16 protein-coding genes, 5 pseudogenes and 2 other annotated features are annotated in these 17,423 nt (G+C 32.5%); of the genes and pseudogenes, 17 read left to right on the forward strand and 4 right to left on the reverse strand.

The genetic code is table 11. The features are described 5' to 3' along the window. Positions 1–161 precede the first annotated feature (161 nt). A pseudogene (locus DW196_RS11570) lies at positions 162–452 on the reverse strand (IS30 family transposase); the annotation flags it as partial. Positions 453–719: 267 nt separating this feature from the next. Here DW196_RS11570 and DW196_RS05715 point away from each other — a divergent pair. After that, positions 720–1,337: a lysozyme family protein gene (locus tag DW196_RS05715; protein ID WP_118250584.1), complete on the forward strand. Its 618-nt coding sequence runs from the start codon at positions 720–722 to the stop codon at positions 1,335–1,337. 103 nt (positions 1,338–1,440) lie between these two features. Here the strand turns inward: DW196_RS05715 and DW196_RS05720 are convergent, their stop codons facing one another. Together DW196_RS05720 and DW196_RS11575 are read right to left on the reverse strand one after the other, a co-directional pair. Next, positions 1,441–1,752 (reverse strand): transposase, encoded by a 312-nt coding sequence (locus tag DW196_RS05720; protein WP_118250718.1) that lies wholly within the window; start codon positions 1,750–1,752, stop codon positions 1,441–1,443. A 250-nt stretch (positions 1,753–2,002) separates the two neighbouring features. Beyond that, positions 2,003–2,138: pseudogene (locus DW196_RS11575) on the reverse strand (IS30 family transposase); the annotation flags it as partial. A gap of 149 nt (positions 2,139–2,287) precedes the next feature. On the opposite strand from DW196_RS11575, the pseudogene DW196_RS05725 reads away from it, so the two are divergent. The 12 genes and pseudogenes from DW196_RS05725 to DW196_RS05775 all read left to right on the forward strand — a co-directional run. Beyond that, positions 2,288–2,524: pseudogene (locus DW196_RS05725) on the forward strand (glucosamine-6-phosphate deaminase); the annotation flags it as partial. 38 nt (positions 2,525–2,562) lie between these two features. Next, positions 2,563–2,796: a binding site (T-box leader), on the forward strand. 30 nt (positions 2,797–2,826) lie between these two features. Beyond that, positions 2,827–3,068: a binding site (T-box leader), on the forward strand. Positions 3,069–3,146: 78 nt separating this feature from the next. Beyond that, positions 3,147–3,788: an amino acid ABC transporter permease gene (locus tag DW196_RS05730; RefSeq protein WP_071456428.1), complete on the forward strand. Its 642-nt coding sequence runs from the start codon at positions 3,147–3,149 to the stop codon at positions 3,786–3,788. 13 nt (positions 3,789–3,801) lie between these two features. Next, the gene (locus DW196_RS05735) at positions 3,802–4,437 is read left to right on the forward strand and encodes an amino acid ABC transporter ATP-binding protein (protein WP_118250585.1); all 636 of its coding nucleotides are present in this window, start codon (positions 3,802–3,804) and stop codon (positions 4,435–4,437) included. 10 nt (positions 4,438–4,447) lie between these two features. After that, positions 4,448–5,284, forward strand: a complete 837-nt coding sequence (locus DW196_RS05740) for an amino acid ABC transporter substrate-binding protein (protein WP_071456430.1) — start codon at positions 4,448–4,450, stop codon at positions 5,282–5,284. A gap of 339 nt (positions 5,285–5,623) precedes the next feature. Further along, positions 5,624–5,902, forward strand: a complete 279-nt coding sequence (locus DW196_RS05745; RefSeq protein ID WP_071456431.1) for a histidine phosphatase family protein — start codon at positions 5,624–5,626, stop codon at positions 5,900–5,902. Between the two features lie 157 nt (positions 5,903–6,059). Further along, the gene (locus DW196_RS05750) at positions 6,060–7,409 is read left to right on the forward strand and encodes an APC family permease (protein WP_118250586.1); all 1,350 of its coding nucleotides are present in this window, start codon (positions 6,060–6,062) and stop codon (positions 7,407–7,409) included. A 106-nt stretch (positions 7,410–7,515) separates the two neighbouring features. Further along, entirely contained in the window at positions 7,516–7,629 is a 114-nt protein-coding gene (locus DW196_RS11580) for a LacI family DNA-binding transcriptional regulator (RefSeq protein ID WP_233541928.1), read from the forward strand. Positions 7,630–7,676: 47 nt separating this feature from the next. Continuing rightward, positions 7,677–8,426 (forward strand): substrate-binding domain-containing protein, encoded by a 750-nt coding sequence (locus DW196_RS05755; RefSeq protein ID WP_233541929.1) that lies wholly within the window; start codon positions 7,677–7,679, stop codon positions 8,424–8,426. Between the two features lie 14 nt (positions 8,427–8,440). After that, positions 8,441–9,451 carry a PTS mannose/fructose/sorbose transporter subunit IIAB gene (locus DW196_RS05760; protein ID WP_255415108.1) on the forward strand — a complete coding sequence of 337 codons (1,011 nt, stop codon included), beginning with the start codon at positions 8,441–8,443 and terminating at the stop codon, positions 9,449–9,451. Positions 9,452–9,464: 13 nt separating this feature from the next. Next, positions 9,465–10,289 carry a PTS sugar transporter subunit IIC gene (locus DW196_RS05765; RefSeq protein WP_118250588.1) on the forward strand — a complete coding sequence of 275 codons (825 nt, stop codon included), beginning with the start codon at positions 9,465–9,467 and terminating at the stop codon, positions 10,287–10,289. Positions 10,290–10,305: 16 nt separating this feature from the next. Beyond that, a pseudogene (locus tag DW196_RS11700) lies at positions 10,306–10,915 on the forward strand (PTS system mannose/fructose/sorbose family transporter subunit IID); the annotation flags it as partial. A gap of 23 nt (positions 10,916–10,938) precedes the next feature. Then, a pseudogene (locus tag DW196_RS05775) lies at positions 10,939–12,594 on the forward strand (alpha-glucosidase). A gap of 32 nt (positions 12,595–12,626) precedes the next feature. Here DW196_RS05775 and DW196_RS05780 read toward each other — a convergent pair. Next, positions 12,627–13,376: a MurR/RpiR family transcriptional regulator gene (locus DW196_RS05780; RefSeq protein ID WP_118250589.1), complete on the reverse strand. Its 750-nt coding sequence runs from the start codon at positions 13,374–13,376 to the stop codon at positions 12,627–12,629. Positions 13,377–13,529: 153 nt separating this feature from the next. On the opposite strand from DW196_RS05780, the gene pfkB reads away from it, so the two are divergent. The 4 genes from pfkB to lacD are packed head-to-tail and all read left to right on the forward strand — an operon-like array spanning position 13,530 to position 17,378. Continuing rightward, positions 13,530–14,474: a 1-phosphofructokinase gene (gene pfkB, locus DW196_RS05785; RefSeq protein ID WP_118250590.1), complete on the forward strand. Its 945-nt coding sequence runs from the start codon at positions 13,530–13,532 to the stop codon at positions 14,472–14,474. After that, positions 14,467–15,891, forward strand: coding sequence for a PTS fructose transporter subunit IIC (locus DW196_RS05790; RefSeq protein ID WP_118250591.1), 1,425 nt, complete (start codon positions 14,467–14,469; stop codon positions 15,889–15,891). Before pfkB ends, DW196_RS05790 begins: the two co-directional genes overlap by 8 nt. Before the next feature lie 31 nt (positions 15,892–15,922). Then, positions 15,923–16,369 (forward strand): fructose PTS transporter subunit IIA, encoded by a 447-nt coding sequence (locus DW196_RS05795; protein ID WP_118250592.1) that lies wholly within the window; start codon positions 15,923–15,925, stop codon positions 16,367–16,369. A gap of 16 nt (positions 16,370–16,385) precedes the next feature. After that, positions 16,386–17,378 carry a tagatose-bisphosphate aldolase gene (lacD, locus tag DW196_RS05800; protein ID WP_118250593.1) on the forward strand — a complete coding sequence of 331 codons (993 nt, stop codon included), beginning with the start codon at positions 16,386–16,388 and terminating at the stop codon, positions 17,376–17,378. Positions 17,379–17,423 lie beyond the last annotated feature (45 nt).

A 17,423-nucleotide genomic window follows, 5' to 3' on the forward strand; every position in this document is an offset into this window, starting at 1 on the left:
AATAAGTAATCCTTTTAGGATTCGTGAGTAAATGTGGTGCATAAGGGAAACCGTTTCAGTGAGCCTTTCAGTCTCAGGCCGGTAACAGAGGCTTTCAGCCCAAGAACAAGCCTCCAGTTCTCACTGGAGCTCTTGATTTAAAGAGTTGATAGCCCTTGATGGATGTTTCTTTTAAAGGCTTGTTTGCCTCTTTTTTCTTTATAACAATTCGCTTTCTTTTACCTTGCATAGGTAATACAATCAACTAAAACAGACCTTGCTTAAATAGTATTGATAGAACATGAAATAGGAAACTCAACACTACCAATAATGACATCTGGCGTCCATCCTTTGATAACCTTCTTTTTAATGTATTCTGTTTCATTATCAGATAAAGAAATATAACGTCTGCCACAATTCTTTTTGTATCTTTTATAGTAATCTAGTGCAGATAGCCCCTTAATCAAATTAATTCTATTTCATATTTGAGACTTTCTTATCAATATTATTGTTTATCAACACAATTTGATATAGAGCCAGCCTTCAACGATATGTAAATTAAAACTTGATAAGGAAGTATCTAAAAATGTAGAAAAGTGTATTAAGAGTATTTAAAAAGAAAAAATTAAGCGGCATTATGTAATTATTAAATTAAAAGAAAACTGAATTGATAGGTCTTGATTATTAGATAAGAGTATGACAAAATGAATGCTACCTTGATTATAAGGAGCAATGGATGAGTGATTAAAAAAGTTATAAAACGATTTGTTTTATTTTTAATAATAGGATTATTAGTAGCAAGTGGTTGGTATGTGTGGCAATTAAAACAACATGTCACTCAAACTTTAAAATGGGAACCACTTGTCAAAACGGTACTTGAGGAAGAGAACTTGGCAGAGTATGAGGATCTTGTCCTGGCGATTATATTTACCGAAACGAAAGGCAATAATGTTGATGTTATGCAAAGTAGTGAAAGTAAATATGGTGAACAAAATAAAATAACATCTGAAAAGGAAAGTATTACAAGTGGTGTTAAGCATTTATCAGACGCGATAAAGTACGCACTTGAGAATGAGTGTGACATTTGGACAGGTGTACAGGCTTATAATTTTGGTACTAGTTATGTTGATTATGTGGTGACTCATGGTAATAAAAGTTCTTTGTCCTTAGCAGAGCAGTATTCTAAAGATGTACTAGCACCAATGCTTGGAAACACAAAAGAAGCGACATATCATTATTATGAACCTATGTCATTAATTCATAATGGAGGAAGATTATACCAAAATGGTGGGAATTTCTTTTATGCTGAATTGGTGAAACGAAATATGACAATAATAAAAAAATTGAGGATAACTTAAAAGTCTCTAAGATAAAGAAAGGATCTTTGTCAAATAGAACTGATGAGTTAAATTTACAAGGTGATGAATTTGAGAGTAATCTCATATTTATCATCTTTTTTTGTTATTTAATTTTTATAAGGCCGTTTATCAAGAAAATTCTTATTCTTATATTATTAAATGATTTGAATCCATATGACACTCGTTTAAGTGTTTTTATATGGGTATTTTTAGCTTCAATTTTTCCATACGAAAAATCATAATGAAGGGCATTATGAATATCAGTTTCATAGGCAAGTAAGTTCTCTATTTTGTCTTTAAATAACTTATCTAAGTTATTAAGTAAGTTTTTTAATAGTTCAAAAAATGAGTGACCGTCTTTATTTCTAAAATGATACGTTAGTAGTTGGAAAGTATCTTTAGATTCGCACAGAATGAGAGTAGTCGATCAATCATCATTGATTCCGTTAAAAGAAGGTACTTTAGAGAAGGGGAACTTCTCCAAGCTTTAAATTTTCATTTGTCAAATTATGATAGACAAAATATTATTGTCTACATAACTTAAATAATACTTTAAATTATGTTTTATGGTTTAATTAATGATTTTCTAAGAAAATTATTTCTTTTAAATACGATAGATTGGATAAAAGATTCCTCTTACCTTTCATAGATAATGCGGTCAATTAAAACAGAGCTTGCTTAAATAATTCTATAAAGAGTACTGATAGAACATGAAATAGGAAACTCAGCACGACCAATTATTACATCTGGCGTCCATCATTGAACAACCATCTTTTGAATGTATTCTGTTTCATCATCAGATCAAGAAATAGGATGTCAGTCACGATTCTTTTGATTATTTTTATATCTTTTATAGTAAGCTAGTGCAGATAATCACTCATCAAAAGCTTTCTAAATGTTACAGATAATCTGTTTTGCTCGTTTCAATTGTTTCGCAACATATAAAATATGAACCATGGTTTGAACCATCAATGATGCATAAAGGATTAGAGTTTGTGACAATGGGACCAAAAAGTGTATTCAAAGTGAAACAACTTGTGTTGATTGTTAATGGGGAAAGTAAAGCAGAGATGGTGAAAAAAGTGTTACAAGGACCAGTTGATTTAGCTTATCCAGCTTCTATACTCCAACTTCATCCAAACTTTACAGTGATTTTAGATGAGGATGCAGCAAAATATTTAGACTAAATTTTTATTGACAAAATTAAAAACTGATGATAAAGTTATTGAAAACAAAGAGCAGAAAAAGTAGCTTAATTATATTTGTATAGAGAGCCTTTGGTTGGTGGAAAAAGGTCAAAGTATTAAGTGAAACACATCTGGGAGTTAACTTTTCGAAAATCATCAGTAGAAAAGTTCGTTTGAGACACGTTATGACACTCGAAGTTATAAACTTCATGAGGTTATTGTTGTGAGACAATAACAAATAAAGGTGGAACCACGATTATATCGTCCTTTGGCTTAAAGAGCCAAAGGGCTTTTTTTATTATAAAAAATCAATGACTAGACAAGTAATGGATGATTATTTTTTTACAGAGAGTTTCCTATAAGCTGAGAAGGAAACAAAAACCCATTCATGAACACAACTAGATAGATGTATATCTGAACTTAAGTAAGATATAACGTTTGTCCGCGTTAAGGATGTGTGTTTAATGATTGAATTAAACAACATGAGGTTACCATTGTGAGATGGTAATAAATTGAGGTGGAATCACGGCTTATCGTCCTCTTGGTATGTTACCAAGAGGCTTTTTTATATCTAATATAAAAATTAACGAATAATTTTTGAACAAAAAACGGAGGAACAGCTATGGAATATATTTTAAAAATCTTACCATCTTTATTAGATGGTGCAACGATGACGTTAAAAGTGTTTTTCTTTACCCTTTTAGGATCAATCCCTTTAGGATTATTAGTCGCATTTGGTTTACGGACAAAATTTAAACCACTAACCTTTTTACTAAATATCTATATTTGGCTAATGCGAGGTACACCGTTATTATTACAACTTATTTTTATTTTCTTTGGGTTACCAGCTATAGGCATTGTATTTGAGCGATATGATGCTGTAATGATTGCCTTTATTTTAAACTATGGAGCATATTTTGCCGAGATATTTAGAGGTGGTTTACAAGCAATACCAAAAGGCCAGATAGAGAGTGCTCAAGTTTTAGGATTAAGTCCATTTCAAACAGCTTATAAAATTATCTTGCCACAAGTAATTAAAATCATTTTACCTTCAATCGGAAATGAAGTGATTAATTTAGTGAAAGATACCTCATTAATGTATGTACTTGGATTGGGTGATTTACTTAGAGCTGGAAAAATTGCCACCAACCGAGATGTTACACTTGTCCCTCTTGTTATTGTCGGGATCATTTATTTGTTCTTTACAGCAATTCTCACAGGTTTAATTAAGTACTTAGAAAAACGATTCAGTTATTATAAATAAGGAGTGAATGACTATGCTTGAAATTAAAAATGTTTCAAAAAGTTTTGGCGATAAAAAAATATTAGATAATGTGTCTCACTCATTTCCAATGGGAAAAATCACCGTTATATTAGGCCCATCTGGTGGAGGGAAAACAACGTTACTTCGCTGCATTAGTGGATTGGAATCATTTGATAAGGGTCAGTTACTGTTAGATGGGGAAGATTTAACGAATAAGTCACATCAAGCAAATAGTGGGAAAATTGGAGTGGTATTTCAAGATTTCCAGTTATTTCCTCATTTAAATGTTTTAGAAAACATTATCTTAGCGCCAACAATGGTATTGAAAAAAAGTAAGGAAGAAGCAACAGAAAAAGCACGTTCTATGTTAGGTCTATTAGGGTTATCAGATAAGCAAGAGGCTTATCCATTTGAATTATCAGGTGGACAAAAGCAGCGAGTAGCAATTGCTAGAGCTTTAGCAATGGAACCAAGAGTGTTATGTTATGATGAACCGACAAGTGCGTTAGATCCTGGTTTGAGTGGGGACGTGGCTGAAGTTATTTTAAATTTAAAATCACCAAACGTCACTCAAATTGTCGTGACGCATGATCCGATATTTGCTGAAAAGATTGCAGATAAAACGATTCGAGTTGAACCAATAAAATAAAAAGGATGGGATGAAGATGAAAAAAAGAACATGGACGATGGTTATGTTAGGAGCTTTACTATTAGTCGTGGGGGCTTGTGGTAAAGGTGGAGAAAGTGGAAATGGTTCAGATAAAGATAAATGGAGCGAGATTGAAAAAAATAAAAAAATCGTCATCGGTCTAGATGATACATTTGTTCCAATGGGTTTTCGCGATGAATCAGATAATATTGTCGGATTTGATATTGATTTAGCTAAAGAAGTCTTTAAAGAATACGGCATTAAACCTGAATTTCAATCAATTGATTGGTCTATGAAAGAAAATGAACTAAATAATGGCACAATTGATTTGATTTGGAACGGTTATAATATTACAGATGAACGAAAAGAAAAAGTAGCATTTAGTGAACCATATATTAGTAGTAAACAGCAACTTGTTGTGATGAAAGAAAGCGGAATAAAATCTTATACAGAGATGAAAGACAAAGTATTAGGAGCTCAAAATGCTTCTACAGGCCAGGATATGATAGAAAAAAATCCTGAAGTATTTCTTGATATAATCAATGATAATGAGACAGTGTTGTTTGATACATTCAACGAAGCATTTATTGATTTAAAAGCAAAACGAATTGACGGTTTGATTGTGGATAACGTGTACGCAAATTATTATATTGCGCAACAAAAAAATCCAAAAGATTATGCAGTATTAGATACACCGTTTGATAGTGCAGATTTTGCAGTAGGTATTAGAAAAAGCGATAAAGAATTGAAAACAAAAATCGATGAGGCATTTAAGAAGTTAAAAGATAATGGAAAAATGAAAGAAATCAGCGAAAAATGGTTTGGAAATGATAATGCAATAAAGTAATAGTATCTGAGTCAATTGAAAATAAAAATGTCCCAAAATGGCTCTTTGTCAAATAGGACTGATGAGTTAAATTTACAAGATGATGAATTTGAGAATAATCTCTTATTTATCATCTTTTTATATGTATTGAAAACCACCTGCTATGCGGGTGGTTCTAAAGAGCTTCTAGTGTGGTATTAAAAAATCCTCTGAAAACACTATTCAATGAAATGAAGAAAGTTTTAAGGAGATTTAGATGAATATATGTGGGTAAAAGCTGCGAAAATATTGGGTTACGAAAATGAAGATGCAGTGAAAACAGATATCAAGGAATAGGGACTAGAAAAGATTACCAATGCAATGGCTGAAAATGATGAACCAAGACAGTTTGAAACGTATGATACGGTAAGAAAGAGAATGCAAAAAGAAGTGACGAAAATTGCAGAAGAAACAAGCGAAGAAGGTGTCGGTAATGTGTTAATCGTATCTCACGGTATGGCGATTACAGTATTGTTATCAGATTGGACTGAAGAAGACACGGATCGTCCTCTATCAAACGCAAGCATTTTAAAAGTTATTCATAAAGATGGAAAATTTACAGTAGAGAGTGTAGGAGATACATCTTTTATTGAAAAATAGCTGACAAACGTTATTTTCTGAAGAAACATAGTAAATTAATAAGGATGTATGTTGCTTTTCCTATTTAGTATGATAAAATATAGCATATTTTAAAATTATCATACGTTAATTTTGGGTATGATGTAACTCAAAGATTAACCTAAAAAAGGGGAGCAGTATGCCAAATAAAGATGAGATTGTATTAGAAGAAAACAATCAATTAAAAAGAACAATGACATTCTTCCCAGCTTTATCAACCGTTATGGGAACCGTAATAGGTGGAGGAGTGTTTTTCAAAGCAGCTAGTGTGACGCAATCAACTGGATCAGCTAGTCTAACGCTAATATCATGGTTTTTAGGTGGTATTATTAGTATTTGTGCAGGACTAACCGCAGCAGAACTCTCAGCAGCTATTCCTGAAACGGGTGGAATGGTGAGATATATTGAACGGGCGTATGGTAAGTTATGGAGCTTTTTATTAGGATGGGCATTAATCATTATTTATTTTCCAGCCAACGTCGCAGCTCTTTCTATTATATTCGGTACCCAGTTTAAAAACTTATTTGGTTTATCCAACTCAGTGATTGTACCAATAGCTATTTTAGTCGGTGGTTCCATTATGTTGATTAATTTTTTAGGAGCAAGAGCTAGTGGGATTTTTCAATCAATCACATTGGTTTGTAAGTTAATACCACTTGCCTTAATTGTTATTTTTGGTCTATTAAGACAAGGTGAAGTTGACGTTAGTCTTTTTCCTGTAACTGCAGGACCACAAGTATCCGGCTTTTTTCCAGCTTTAGGAGCAGGGCTTCTTGCTACTATGTTTGCATATGATGGTTGGATTCATGTGGGAAATATTTCAGGGGAGTTAAAAAGTCCTGAGCGAGATTTACCAAGATCAATAGCCGGCGGATTGTTTGGTGTTATGCTGATTTATTTATTAGTTAACTTTGTTTATTTAAAAAGTTTACCCATCGAATCATTAGCAGGGAATGAAAATGCTGCGATGGATGTATCAAAACAAATATTTGGTGACTTTGGTGGAAAAATTGTTACAATCGGAATCCTAATTTCTGTATACGGTGCAATTAATGGTTACACAATGACTGGTATGAGAATCCCTTATACGATGGGATTAGATAAACAATTACCATACTCAAATCAATTAGCAAAATTAAATCGTAATAAAGTGCCTTTTATTGCAGGACTTTTTGAGTTAGCAGTAGCAGTTGTCATGATGTTATTAGGTGGATTTGATATTTTAACAGATATGTTGGTTTTTGTTATCTGGATTTTTTATACGTTAGTTTTTTTTGCTGTCATTAAACTAAGAAAAACAGAACCAGATTTACCAAGACCATACAAAGTTCCTTTGTATCCATTTGTCCCAATCGTGTCAATAATCGGTGGAATCTTTATTCTATCTATGACGCTAGTTAACCAACTATCACTTGTGATTATAGGATTAGGTTTAACAGCATTAGGAATTCCATTTTATTTATATGCTAATAAAAAATTTAAACACTAGAAAGGGAATCTTTTCTAGTGTTTTATTCGTCAAATAGTAAAATAACATGATATTACTAATCAGATTTGGTAGAATGGGATTAGTATTTTTTAAGGAGGATTAACTCATGCCAACAATGAATGATGTGGCAAAATTAGCTGGCGTATCAAGAGGAACAGTGTCAAATTATGTCAATGGAGTGCGAGTCAAAGAAGCCTCTCAAAAAAAATTCAAGAAGTAATAGATGAGTTAGGATATGTTCCGAATAATACAGCGAGAGAATTAAAGATGAATCGTTCTAACTTGATTATCTTTATTGTTCCTACAACACAGACACCTTTTTTTGCTGAGTTAACTTATCAGATGCAACGATCATTAAAAAAAGCTGCTGGAATTATTACGATTTCATATAGTGATTTTTCGGAAAATCTAATAAATGATCTCCCTATTGTATCAATTGAAAAACAGATATCAGAAACCATTCCGTGTGTCTCCTCAGATAATTATATGGGAGGGCGATTAGCAGCTAGAAAACTTGTTGATAGTGGAGCTAGTTGTTTGCTAATTATCACTAGAACGACAGATAAAACAATTACAAATTATGGTGAACGGACAAGAGGATTTGTTGATTACTGTAATGAGAATAATATATCCTATAAAGAGTTTAATTCGAAAACACATGAAGATAAATTTTTTGGTGAGTTATCAACTTTTTTAAAGAAAGAATATCATCATAATAAACCTTTTGATGGTCTTTTTGCAGTAGCAGATCAATATGCTGATTTTTCTTTGGATGTTTTAAAACAATGTGGTTATCATAGTCCAGAAGATATCCAAATTATAGGATTCGATGGCGGAAAAATGTATGAATATCAAAATAATCCTCTTTCTTCTATAAGGCAACCTATACCTAAAATGGTAACAACTTGTGTTGATATCTTAGAAGGTATTTTAGAAGGACACGCAAGCTACACTGATAAAAAGATAGTACTTCCTGTTGAATTTATTCAAGGGAAAACGACAAAAAGAAATTCATGAAATCGTTTTCATAAATTTCTTTTTGTCGTTTATTTGTTAAAAATGGAACGTTCCAACAGGAGGGACCCAAGAAGAAATTTGTTGTAGCAACCCATGAAAAAATGGCACAAGGTGTTAAAGGTACTCTTGAATTATTTACTGGAAGTGATTCAGATATTACATACATGTGTGCTTATGTAGAAGGAATGGAAACCATAGATGATCAAATTAATCATTTTTTTAATAATTTAAAAGATGAGGATCAGGCAGTGATTTTTACTGATATGTTTGGTGGAAGTGTGAATCAAAAAATGACGCTTGCTGCTGAAGGAAAAGAAAATGTTTTTATCGTAGCGGGATTTAATTTACCGGTCATGATAGAAATTATTTATGGGGCAGATGTTTACACAGATGAGTTAATTGAAAGTTTTATAAAAAATGGACGTGAGGCTATACAACTTGTTCAAAACAAGTCTCGTCATGTAGATAAAAAAGAAACTAAAGCAGTTGAAAAAGAAGTTAAAGAAGAGAAAAAAATAATTGAGATTAAGACCTCATCAGGAATTATCCCCACAACTTTAATAGTAGATGAGAGTTTGATTCATGGTCAAATTGCCATGATATGGTCAAAAGAGTTGAGTTTGCAAGGAATTATCGTTGCCAATAATGAAGTTGTTAACAATGAAACACAGCAAATGGCTTTGAAAATGGCAGTTCCATCAGGTATCAATGCTTTGATTAGATCTGTAGATGATGTTGCTCATATTTTATCAGATCCTCTAGCAAGTAGTAAGCGAATTCTTGTGTTAGTAAGAACGGTAGAAGATGCTTTGCGTTTAGCAAAACAAGTACCCAACATGAGCCGTATAAATATTGGTAATGTAGGGAAATCGGTTGAGGGTGAGAAAAAAACATTAACTCAATTTGTGATGCTTACACCTAATGAGTTAGATGCTTTAAAAGAATTAACGACGATATATTCAGAAACAGCATTACAAAATGTTCCATCTGATAAAAAAGAATTAGCAAATAAATTTGTAGGTTAAAGGAGAAAGAAAGATGTTATTTGAAGCATTTATTGTTGCGTTAGTAGTGTTTATAACAGTTGGTAGTCAAGAGTTACTTGGGTTTACAATGATTGGTAGACCGATTGTTATTGGACCGTTATTAGGTTTACTTTTAGGAGATATACCAACAGGATTACTTATTGGGGCAGCACTAGAAACTATTTTTATTGGAGTTGTCAATATTGGTGGAGCAAGTTCAGCTGAACCAGGACTTGCAACAGCATTAGCAACAGCGTTTGCTATTAACATGGGATCAGGTGCTGAGGTTGTAATTCCTATTGCGATTCCACTAGGGATTATTGGATTACAAATAAAAATATTATTATATGTTGGGGTAGTTGGACCGTTTGCATCAAAATTTGATAGCTATGCAGAAGAAGGTAACGAATCAGGAATACGTCGATTACATTTTGGATTATGGGCACTCCAATGGTTTATTTATTCATTAATTCCATTTTTTGCGATTTTATTTGGATCAGAAGCAATCCAAGCAATGTTAGAAAAAATTCCAGAAGTCATTATTAATAGGTTAAGTATTGCAGGAAATCTTCTTCCAGCTGTTGGTATGGCGATGTTACTTAAAATATTGTGGGATAGCAGTGTATCAGTCTATTATTTCTTAGGATTTGTGTTGATAGCTTATTTCCAAACACCATTAATTGCTGTAGCAGTCATAGCTTTGATTATTGCGATTGTAACAGCTTATAGAGATATTGATTTAAAAAATATTCGAAAAGAAATGGCAGAAAAATCTTTAGCTACTCAGTCTGATAACGCAGTAACAGATGACCCTGAAGTGGATGAATTTTTTAGGTAAATAGGAGGAGAAAACCATGCAAGAAAAATCAACAATTAGTGCAGAAGAGAAAAAACTATTAAAGCAAATGTATTGGCGTTCATTTACGTTGCATGCTGCTGTTACTCCCTCGAAACAAGGTGCTTCAGGAGTTTCTTATGCAATGCAACCATTTATTGATTTATTCTACAAAAATGATAAAGATAAACTACAAGAAGCAATGGTTCGACAAATGTCTTACTTTAATACTAACGTAGCAGTATACCCATTTATTTTAGGTGTTACAGCTTTGATGGAAAAAGAAAATAGTGAAAAATCAGATTTTAACTCAGAGTCTATAAATGCGATTAAAACAAGTTTGATGGGGCCATCCATTAGCGGGTATTGGAGACTCAGTTTTCTGGGGCGTTTTGAGAACAATTGCAGCGGGGATAGCAGTGAGTTTGGCTCAAGCAGGCAATGTTTTAGCACCAATTATTTTCTTATTACTATTTAACGTTCCTGCCCAATTACTACGTTGGAAAGGTGGTATGTTGGGTTATTCATTAGGTTCTTCATATATTTCAAAACTGTATAATGATGGGCTGATTAATATTCTGACAAAAGCAGCAAGTATTGTCGGATTGGCTATGGTAGGTGCTATGACTAGTCAAATTGAAAGGGGATAGACATGAGATCAAATTGGTGGAAAAATGCAGTAATCTATGAAATTTATCCAAGAAGCTTTAAAGACACAAACAATGATGGGATTGGCGATTTAAAAGGAATTCAGGAAAAATTACCTTACTTAAAAGAGTTGGGGGTAGATGCTCTCTGGATTGCACCAATCTATTTATCGCCTCAAATTGATAATGGTTACGACATAGCAGACTATTATACGATTGATCCAATGTTTGGAACAAATGAGGATATGTATGAGTTAACTGAAAAAGCACATGCTAATGGTATAAAGATTATTATGGATTTCGTAGCCAATCATACATCTGACCAATCTGAATGGTTTAAAGAGAGTTGTCGGTCTAAAGACAATCATTACAGTGATTTTTATATTTGGAAAGATGCTAAAGAAGATGGAAGTGAACCTAACAATTGGGGATCAAGTTTTGGTGGGGCAGCGTGGACTTGGAATGAGTCACGTCAACAATACTATCTCCACTACTATGCTTCTGAACAACCAGATTTAAATTGGGAAAATCTTGATGTTTGAAAAGAAATCTATGATATGATGCGTTTTTGGAAAAGCAAGGGTGTAGATGGCTTTAGAATGGACGTTATCACATCAATTTCTAAAGATTTAGAGTTTCCAGATAATGCTATACCTTATAAAACAAGTAACCAACATAATGTTCCAAGAATGCATGAGTTTATTCATGAAATGAACCAAGAAGTCTTAACACCTCTAGACATGATGAGTGTGGGAGAAGCACCTGCTGCTAAATCAACTGATGCGTATCTTTTAGTAGATCCCAAACGTGAAGAATTAGATATGGTTTTTACTTTTGAACATATGCATATTGACCGTGAAAAAGGGAATATTAATGGGCGATGGGCCTTAACAGAGCCAGATATTATTTCTTTGAAAAAAATTATGAGTGAATGGCAATTAAATTTAAGAAATAAAGGTTGGAATGCGTTATACTTTGAAAACCACCATAGAGGTAGAGTAATCTCAAGATGGGGGAATGACGACAATTATCGTTATGAATCAGCCACAGCATTTGCCACTATCTTACATGGAATGCAAGGGACGCCATTTATTTATCAAGGTGAAGAAATCGGGATGACGAATGCTAAATTTGAGTTGGATGAATACATTGATGTTGAACTAAGAGGTAACTATGAGTACTTTGTAGAACAACAAAAAACAATTTCTAAAGAAGATTTCCTAAAAGCAGTTCATAAAGTGAGCCGTGATAATGATCGGACACCAATGCATTGGGATAATAGTGAAAATGGCGGATTTTCTGAAGCTACTCCTTGGTTTAAAGTAAATCCAAACTATAAGGATATTAATGTTGCATCGGATATTAACTCAGATAAATCCGTGTTTCGTTTCTATCAAAAATTGATTCAATTACGTCATGAAGAAAATATCATTTTAGAAGGTAGTTATGAATTGTTATTACCAGAACACCCACATTTATTTGTGTATAAAAGAGTATTAGGAAATAAAACTTGGTTAGTTGGGGCAAACTTATCTGAAGCTGATCAAACTATCACTGGTATAATGCTTGATAATCGTGTAGTGAAAGTAAGTAACTATAAGAAAGAAAAAATAGAATCTGTTTTAAAACCTTATGAAAGTTTTATCATAGAGACAAACTAATAAAAAAGCACTCGATTTGGAGTGCTTTTTTATTAGTTTTTTTTTGTTCTTATAGCATATGAATCAAGTAATACTCTCGCGATAATAGATAAGGGTAATCTTGAACGCACTTCATATTCTGGAAAATATGAACTATCAGACTTATAACCTTGAAAAACGATTTCTGATAAGTTAGCAAGGGTACTGTGAGGGTTTGCTGTAATTGTAATCGTACTAATACCACCGGTGGTACAATTTTTGATTGCTGTAACTAATTCAGGTGTTTCACCATTTAAAGAAATGAAAATAACAATATCTGACTGTTTTAATTTTTTACTTATACTCTTTATAATGTTTGGGTCTGAATGCATTTCAGCATATTTTCCCATTAACTGAAATTTCATACAAATTTCTTGAGCAGTCATTTCTGAAAATCCTCTCGCAAAAATAACAATTTTTTCGGAGTGTTTTATTTTTTGTATAGAATCTTCAATGATACCACTATCTAGCATATTAATTGTTCTAATTACTTCTTTCTCATTTTTTAAAATGGCTTGTTTGATTTCAGAATCAACCTGTTCTAAGCTAGAAAATTTCACTGCTGAATTGTCTTGCTCTTTTAAATAATACTTAAAAGAAGTAAAGCCATCAAATCCCTTTTTTTTCATTGCCCGAACAATGGTAGCTGTTGATATATTAGCTTCTTCACTAAGTTTAACGATAGAAAAGTTAGGGATTTCATCTATATGCATTTCTATATAGTTCCATAAGTATTTCTCTGAATCACTTAAATTATAGGTCATAAAGCTCTCCTTAAATCGATTTTATTCATATAATAACACCTTTAAAAAGTATTGAACAGAAATTTTGAAAAATTTTTCTTTAATTCGATAAAAGTTGAAAACATTTTCACTTTGAATTAGTACATAATATAATTGTAGAAAGGAAGTGTGGAAATGACTAATGTTTATACGTGTACATTAAATCTAGCTATTGATTTATTCATCGAAACAAAAACTCTTAAACCAAGTATTGTGAATAGAACTATCTCAGATGACATACAAGCAAATGGTAAAGGTGTAAATGTTTCTCTTATTTTAAATAGTTTAGGAATTAATAGTACAGCATTAGGATTTAGTGCTGGTTTTACTGGACAATATATAAAAGATTTTTTATGGGAAAAAGGTATTCCTAATAAATTTGTAGATGTAGAAGGGATGACTAGAATAAATGTGTTTACTAAAGTGACGGAACAGAATGAAGAATACAAGTTAGTAAATGCTGGTCCTAAAATACCTAATAATAAGATAAAACTTTTAATGAGTGAAATTGAAACAATTAAAGAACAGGATTTTTTATGTGTTAGTGGTAGTTTTCCAAAAGGGGTAGATAAATCACTTTTGATAGATATAGGTCAAATAGCGAATAAAAATAATTTTAATTTAGTCATTGATACAAGTTATAAAGAAATACTAGATACATTAAAATACAAACCATTTTTGATAAAGCCAAATGATGAAGAGCTAGCTTCATGGTTTGGTGTTGATGAAATAACAATTGATAATGCAGAAAGTTATCTTAAAAAATTAATAGATATGGGTGCACAAAGAATCCTATTATCTTTAGGTGCAGGAGGATGCATTTATATAGATGATAAACATTACATATATGGTAATTCACCAAAAGGAGAAGTGGTAAATACTGCTTGCTCCGGAGATACATTACTAGGTACTTTCTTACAAGGAATTTTTACGAATAAAGATTTAGAAGAAAATCTTAAATATAGTATCGCAGCAGGAAGCTCAACAGCATTTTCGAAAGGGCTAACAGACTTTAAAGATATAGAACAATTAAGAAAACAAATAAAAATTAATAATTTAAGGAGAGATAAACATGACTAAATATACGATTTTAGCTGCTACCGGTTGTCCAACTGGAATTGCACATACATACATGGCTCAAGAAGCACTGGAACAGGCAGCAAAAAGGAAAAATGTCAGTATAAAAGTAGAAACTCATGGTCAAATTGGTATTGAAAATGCGTTGACAAAAGAAGAGATTGAATCAGCAGATGTTATTATAATTGCCGCAGATAAAGATGTTCAATCTGAGCGTTTTAATGGTAAGAGAGTTATTAATGTATCTGTTAGTAAAGGTATTAAAGATGCTGATAGATTAATTGAAGATGCTTTAGCAGGTAAAGGAACTATCACAAAAAGTGATACAGAAAATAATAGCGATACTATTGATCAAATTGAAAGAAAAGATGAAAAATTAAAAGGCATAGGCCATAGTATCTATAAAAATTTAATGAATGGTGTATCACATATGTTGCCTTTTGTTGTTAGTGGGGGAGTGCTGATAGCGATATCTTTTTTATGGGGAATTTATTCAGCCGATCCTAGTAATGCTCAATACAATGAATTTGCGGCAACATTAAAGGATATTGGCGGTTTGGCTATGGGGATGATGGTTCCAATTCTTTCTTCTTACATTGCAGAAGGTATAGCTAAAAGACCTGGATTAGTTGTTGGTTTTGTCGGAGGACTAGTTGCAAATAATGGAGGTACCGGATTTCTTGGAGGAATTGTCTCAGGTTTTTTAGCGGGCTATGTTATTGTACTTTTATCTAAATTATTAAAATCATTACCAAAATCATTAGATGGGTTAAAAGCAATCTTTTTATATCCTGTTCTAGGTGTTGGAATTACTTCACTTATTATGGTAGGTATTTCTGAACCAATGTCAGCTATAAATGAAGGTATGATGAATTTCTTAGCTGGATTTGAAAATTCAAGTCCCTTAATATTAGGTATTATTGTTGGGTGTATGTGTGCTTTTGATATGGGTGGTCCTTTTAATAAAGCAGCCTATGTTACAGGGACAGCACTGTTAGCACAAGGTAATACAAGTTTCATGGCTGGAGTTTCAGCTGCCTGTATTGCTCCACCTCTTATCACTGGTTTTGCCGTACTATTTAATGGAAAATACTTTGATGAAAATGAACGAAATGCCGGTTTTGTTAACTTTATTTTAGGTTCAACTCATATAACAGAGGGCGCTATTCCATTTGCCGCCAAAGATCCATTAAGAGTATTACCAACAATGATGCTTGGTTCTTCGATCGCTGCTGTATTAACTTATATGTTTAAAGTTCAAGTTCCAGCTCCGCATGGAGGTTTCCTAGTTTTACCAGTAGTAACTCATGCTGGTCTTTGGGTTCTTTCAATATTGATTGGATCAGTTGTTGGAGGATTAATATTAGGATTGATTCAAAAAAATAGAGTATTAAAAATGGAAAGAGAAATTAATAATTAATAATTAATTTTATAGAGTAAGGAGAGAAAAAATGATGATAAATTCAGAGTATATTTTTCTTGATAAGGATTTTAAAACTAAAAATGAAGTTATCTCCTTTATTTCACAACAATCTACATTAAAAGGGATTGGTAACGACAAAAAAAATTTAGAGAACAGCTTTTTTAAAAGAGAAAAAGAAGGTAGTACAGGGATGATGGATGGGTTCGCAATACCTCATGCTAAAAGTGATAGTATTACAAAACCAGCAGTCATGCTAGTTAGATTAAATAGCGGAGTCGATTGGGATAGTATGGACGGTAAACCTGTTGATTTTGTCATTGGCTTATTAATTCCTGGAGATGAAGCAGGAACAACGCACTTAAAAATATTATCAACTATTGCACGAGCATTGATGACAGATGATTTTAAAAAAAGGATAAGAGAAATAAACAATACTGAAGAGATGACCAATGAATTTAAATCTATTGTAGAATAAAAAAGGAGTGATTTTTTTGAAAAAACTAACAAATAATAAGAAAAAACACATGGAAAACTTATCAACAAATGAGGGGATAATTGCAGCTTTGGCAATTGATCAACGTGGTGCATTAAAGAAAATGTTTTTAAATGAACAATATAGCGGGGACATTGATAAAGCGATTGTTAAATTTAAAGAATTAGTCTCAGAGTATTTGACCCCGTATGCTAGTTCTATTCTTTTGGATCCAGAATATGGAATTCCTGCGTCTAAAAAACGTAATACTAATGCTGGATTATTACTTGCTTATGAAAAAACAGGATATGATACAACCGTTGAAGGAAGATTTCCTGATCTGATAGATGATTATTCAGCATATAGGATTAAAAAGAAAGGTGCTGATGCAGTTAAGTTTTTATTGTATTATGATGTAGACAGTTCTGATGAAATCAATCTGAGGAAACATGCCTTTGTAGAAAGAATAGGTGCTGAGTGTGTGGCTCAAGATATTCCATTTTATTTGGAATTAGTTTCTTATGATGAAAAAATTAAAGATACATCAAGCATAGAGTATGCGAAAATTAAACCTCATAAAGTAAATGAAATGATGAAGGAATTTTCTAAAGAAAAATATCATGTAGATGTATTGAAAGTTGAAGTTCCTGTTAATATGATTTATGTAGAAGGAGCTGAAGAAAACACAGAATGCGTTGTTTACAGTAAAGAAGAGGCTAAAAAGTACTTTAAGGAACAAAGTGAATCAACAGACCTTCCATTTATTTTTCTGAGTGCAGGAGTAAGCGCATCGTTGTTCCAAGAAACATTATTATTTGCTAAAGAAGCGGGTTCAACTTTTAATGGTGTACTTTGTGGTCGTGCTACATGGAAAGATGCAGTCCATGTATTTGTAGAAGATGGGGAAGCAGCGACAAAAGAATGGTTACAAACGCAAGGTAGACAAAATATTGACGAGCTTAATGATGTGTTAAATAAAACAGCAACTTCTTGGAAACAAAAAATGAACTAGTAGAATACATACAGATAGAACCAAAAAATTTGATGTTTGTAAAAT

Origin of the sequence: Vagococcus sp. AM17-17, from assembly GCF_003471765.1 — a bacterium.
Classification (GTDB): domain Bacteria; phylum Bacillota; class Bacilli; order Lactobacillales; family Vagococcaceae; genus Vagococcus; species Vagococcus teuberi.

Coding starts and splice junctions, on each gene's coding strand:
- DW196_RS05730 (WP_071456428.1), top strand. CDS start 3,147: ATGGAATATATTTTAAAAATCTTACCATCTTTATTAGATGGTGCAACG.
- DW196_RS05735 (WP_118250585.1), top strand. CDS start 3,802: ATGCTTGAAATTAAAAATGTTTCAAAAAGTTTTGGCGATAAAAAAATA.
- DW196_RS05740 (WP_071456430.1), top strand. CDS start 4,448: ATGAAGATGAAAAAAAGAACATGGACGATGGTTATGTTAGGAGCTTTA.
- DW196_RS05745 (WP_071456431.1), top strand. CDS start 5,624: ATGGCTGAAAATGATGAACCAAGACAGTTTGAAACGTATGATACGGTA.
- DW196_RS05750 (WP_118250586.1), top strand. CDS start 6,060: ATGCCAAATAAAGATGAGATTGTATTAGAAGAAAACAATCAATTAAAA.
- DW196_RS11580 (WP_233541928.1), top strand. CDS start 7,516: ATGCCAACAATGAATGATGTGGCAAAATTAGCTGGCGTATCAAGAGGA.
- DW196_RS05755 (WP_233541929.1), top strand. CDS start 7,677: ATGAATCGTTCTAACTTGATTATCTTTATTGTTCCTACAACACAGACA.
- DW196_RS05765 (WP_118250588.1), top strand. CDS start 9,465: ATGTTATTTGAAGCATTTATTGTTGCGTTAGTAGTGTTTATAACAGTT.
- DW196_RS05780 (WP_118250589.1), bottom strand. CDS start 13,376: ATGACCTATAATTTAAGTGATTCAGAGAAATACTTATGGAACTATATA.
- pfkB (WP_118250590.1), top strand. CDS start 13,530: ATGACTAATGTTTATACGTGTACATTAAATCTAGCTATTGATTTATTC.
- DW196_RS05790 (WP_118250591.1), top strand. CDS start 14,467: ATGACTAAATATACGATTTTAGCTGCTACCGGTTGTCCAACTGGAATT.
- DW196_RS05795 (WP_118250592.1), top strand. CDS start 15,923: ATGATGATAAATTCAGAGTATATTTTTCTTGATAAGGATTTTAAAACT.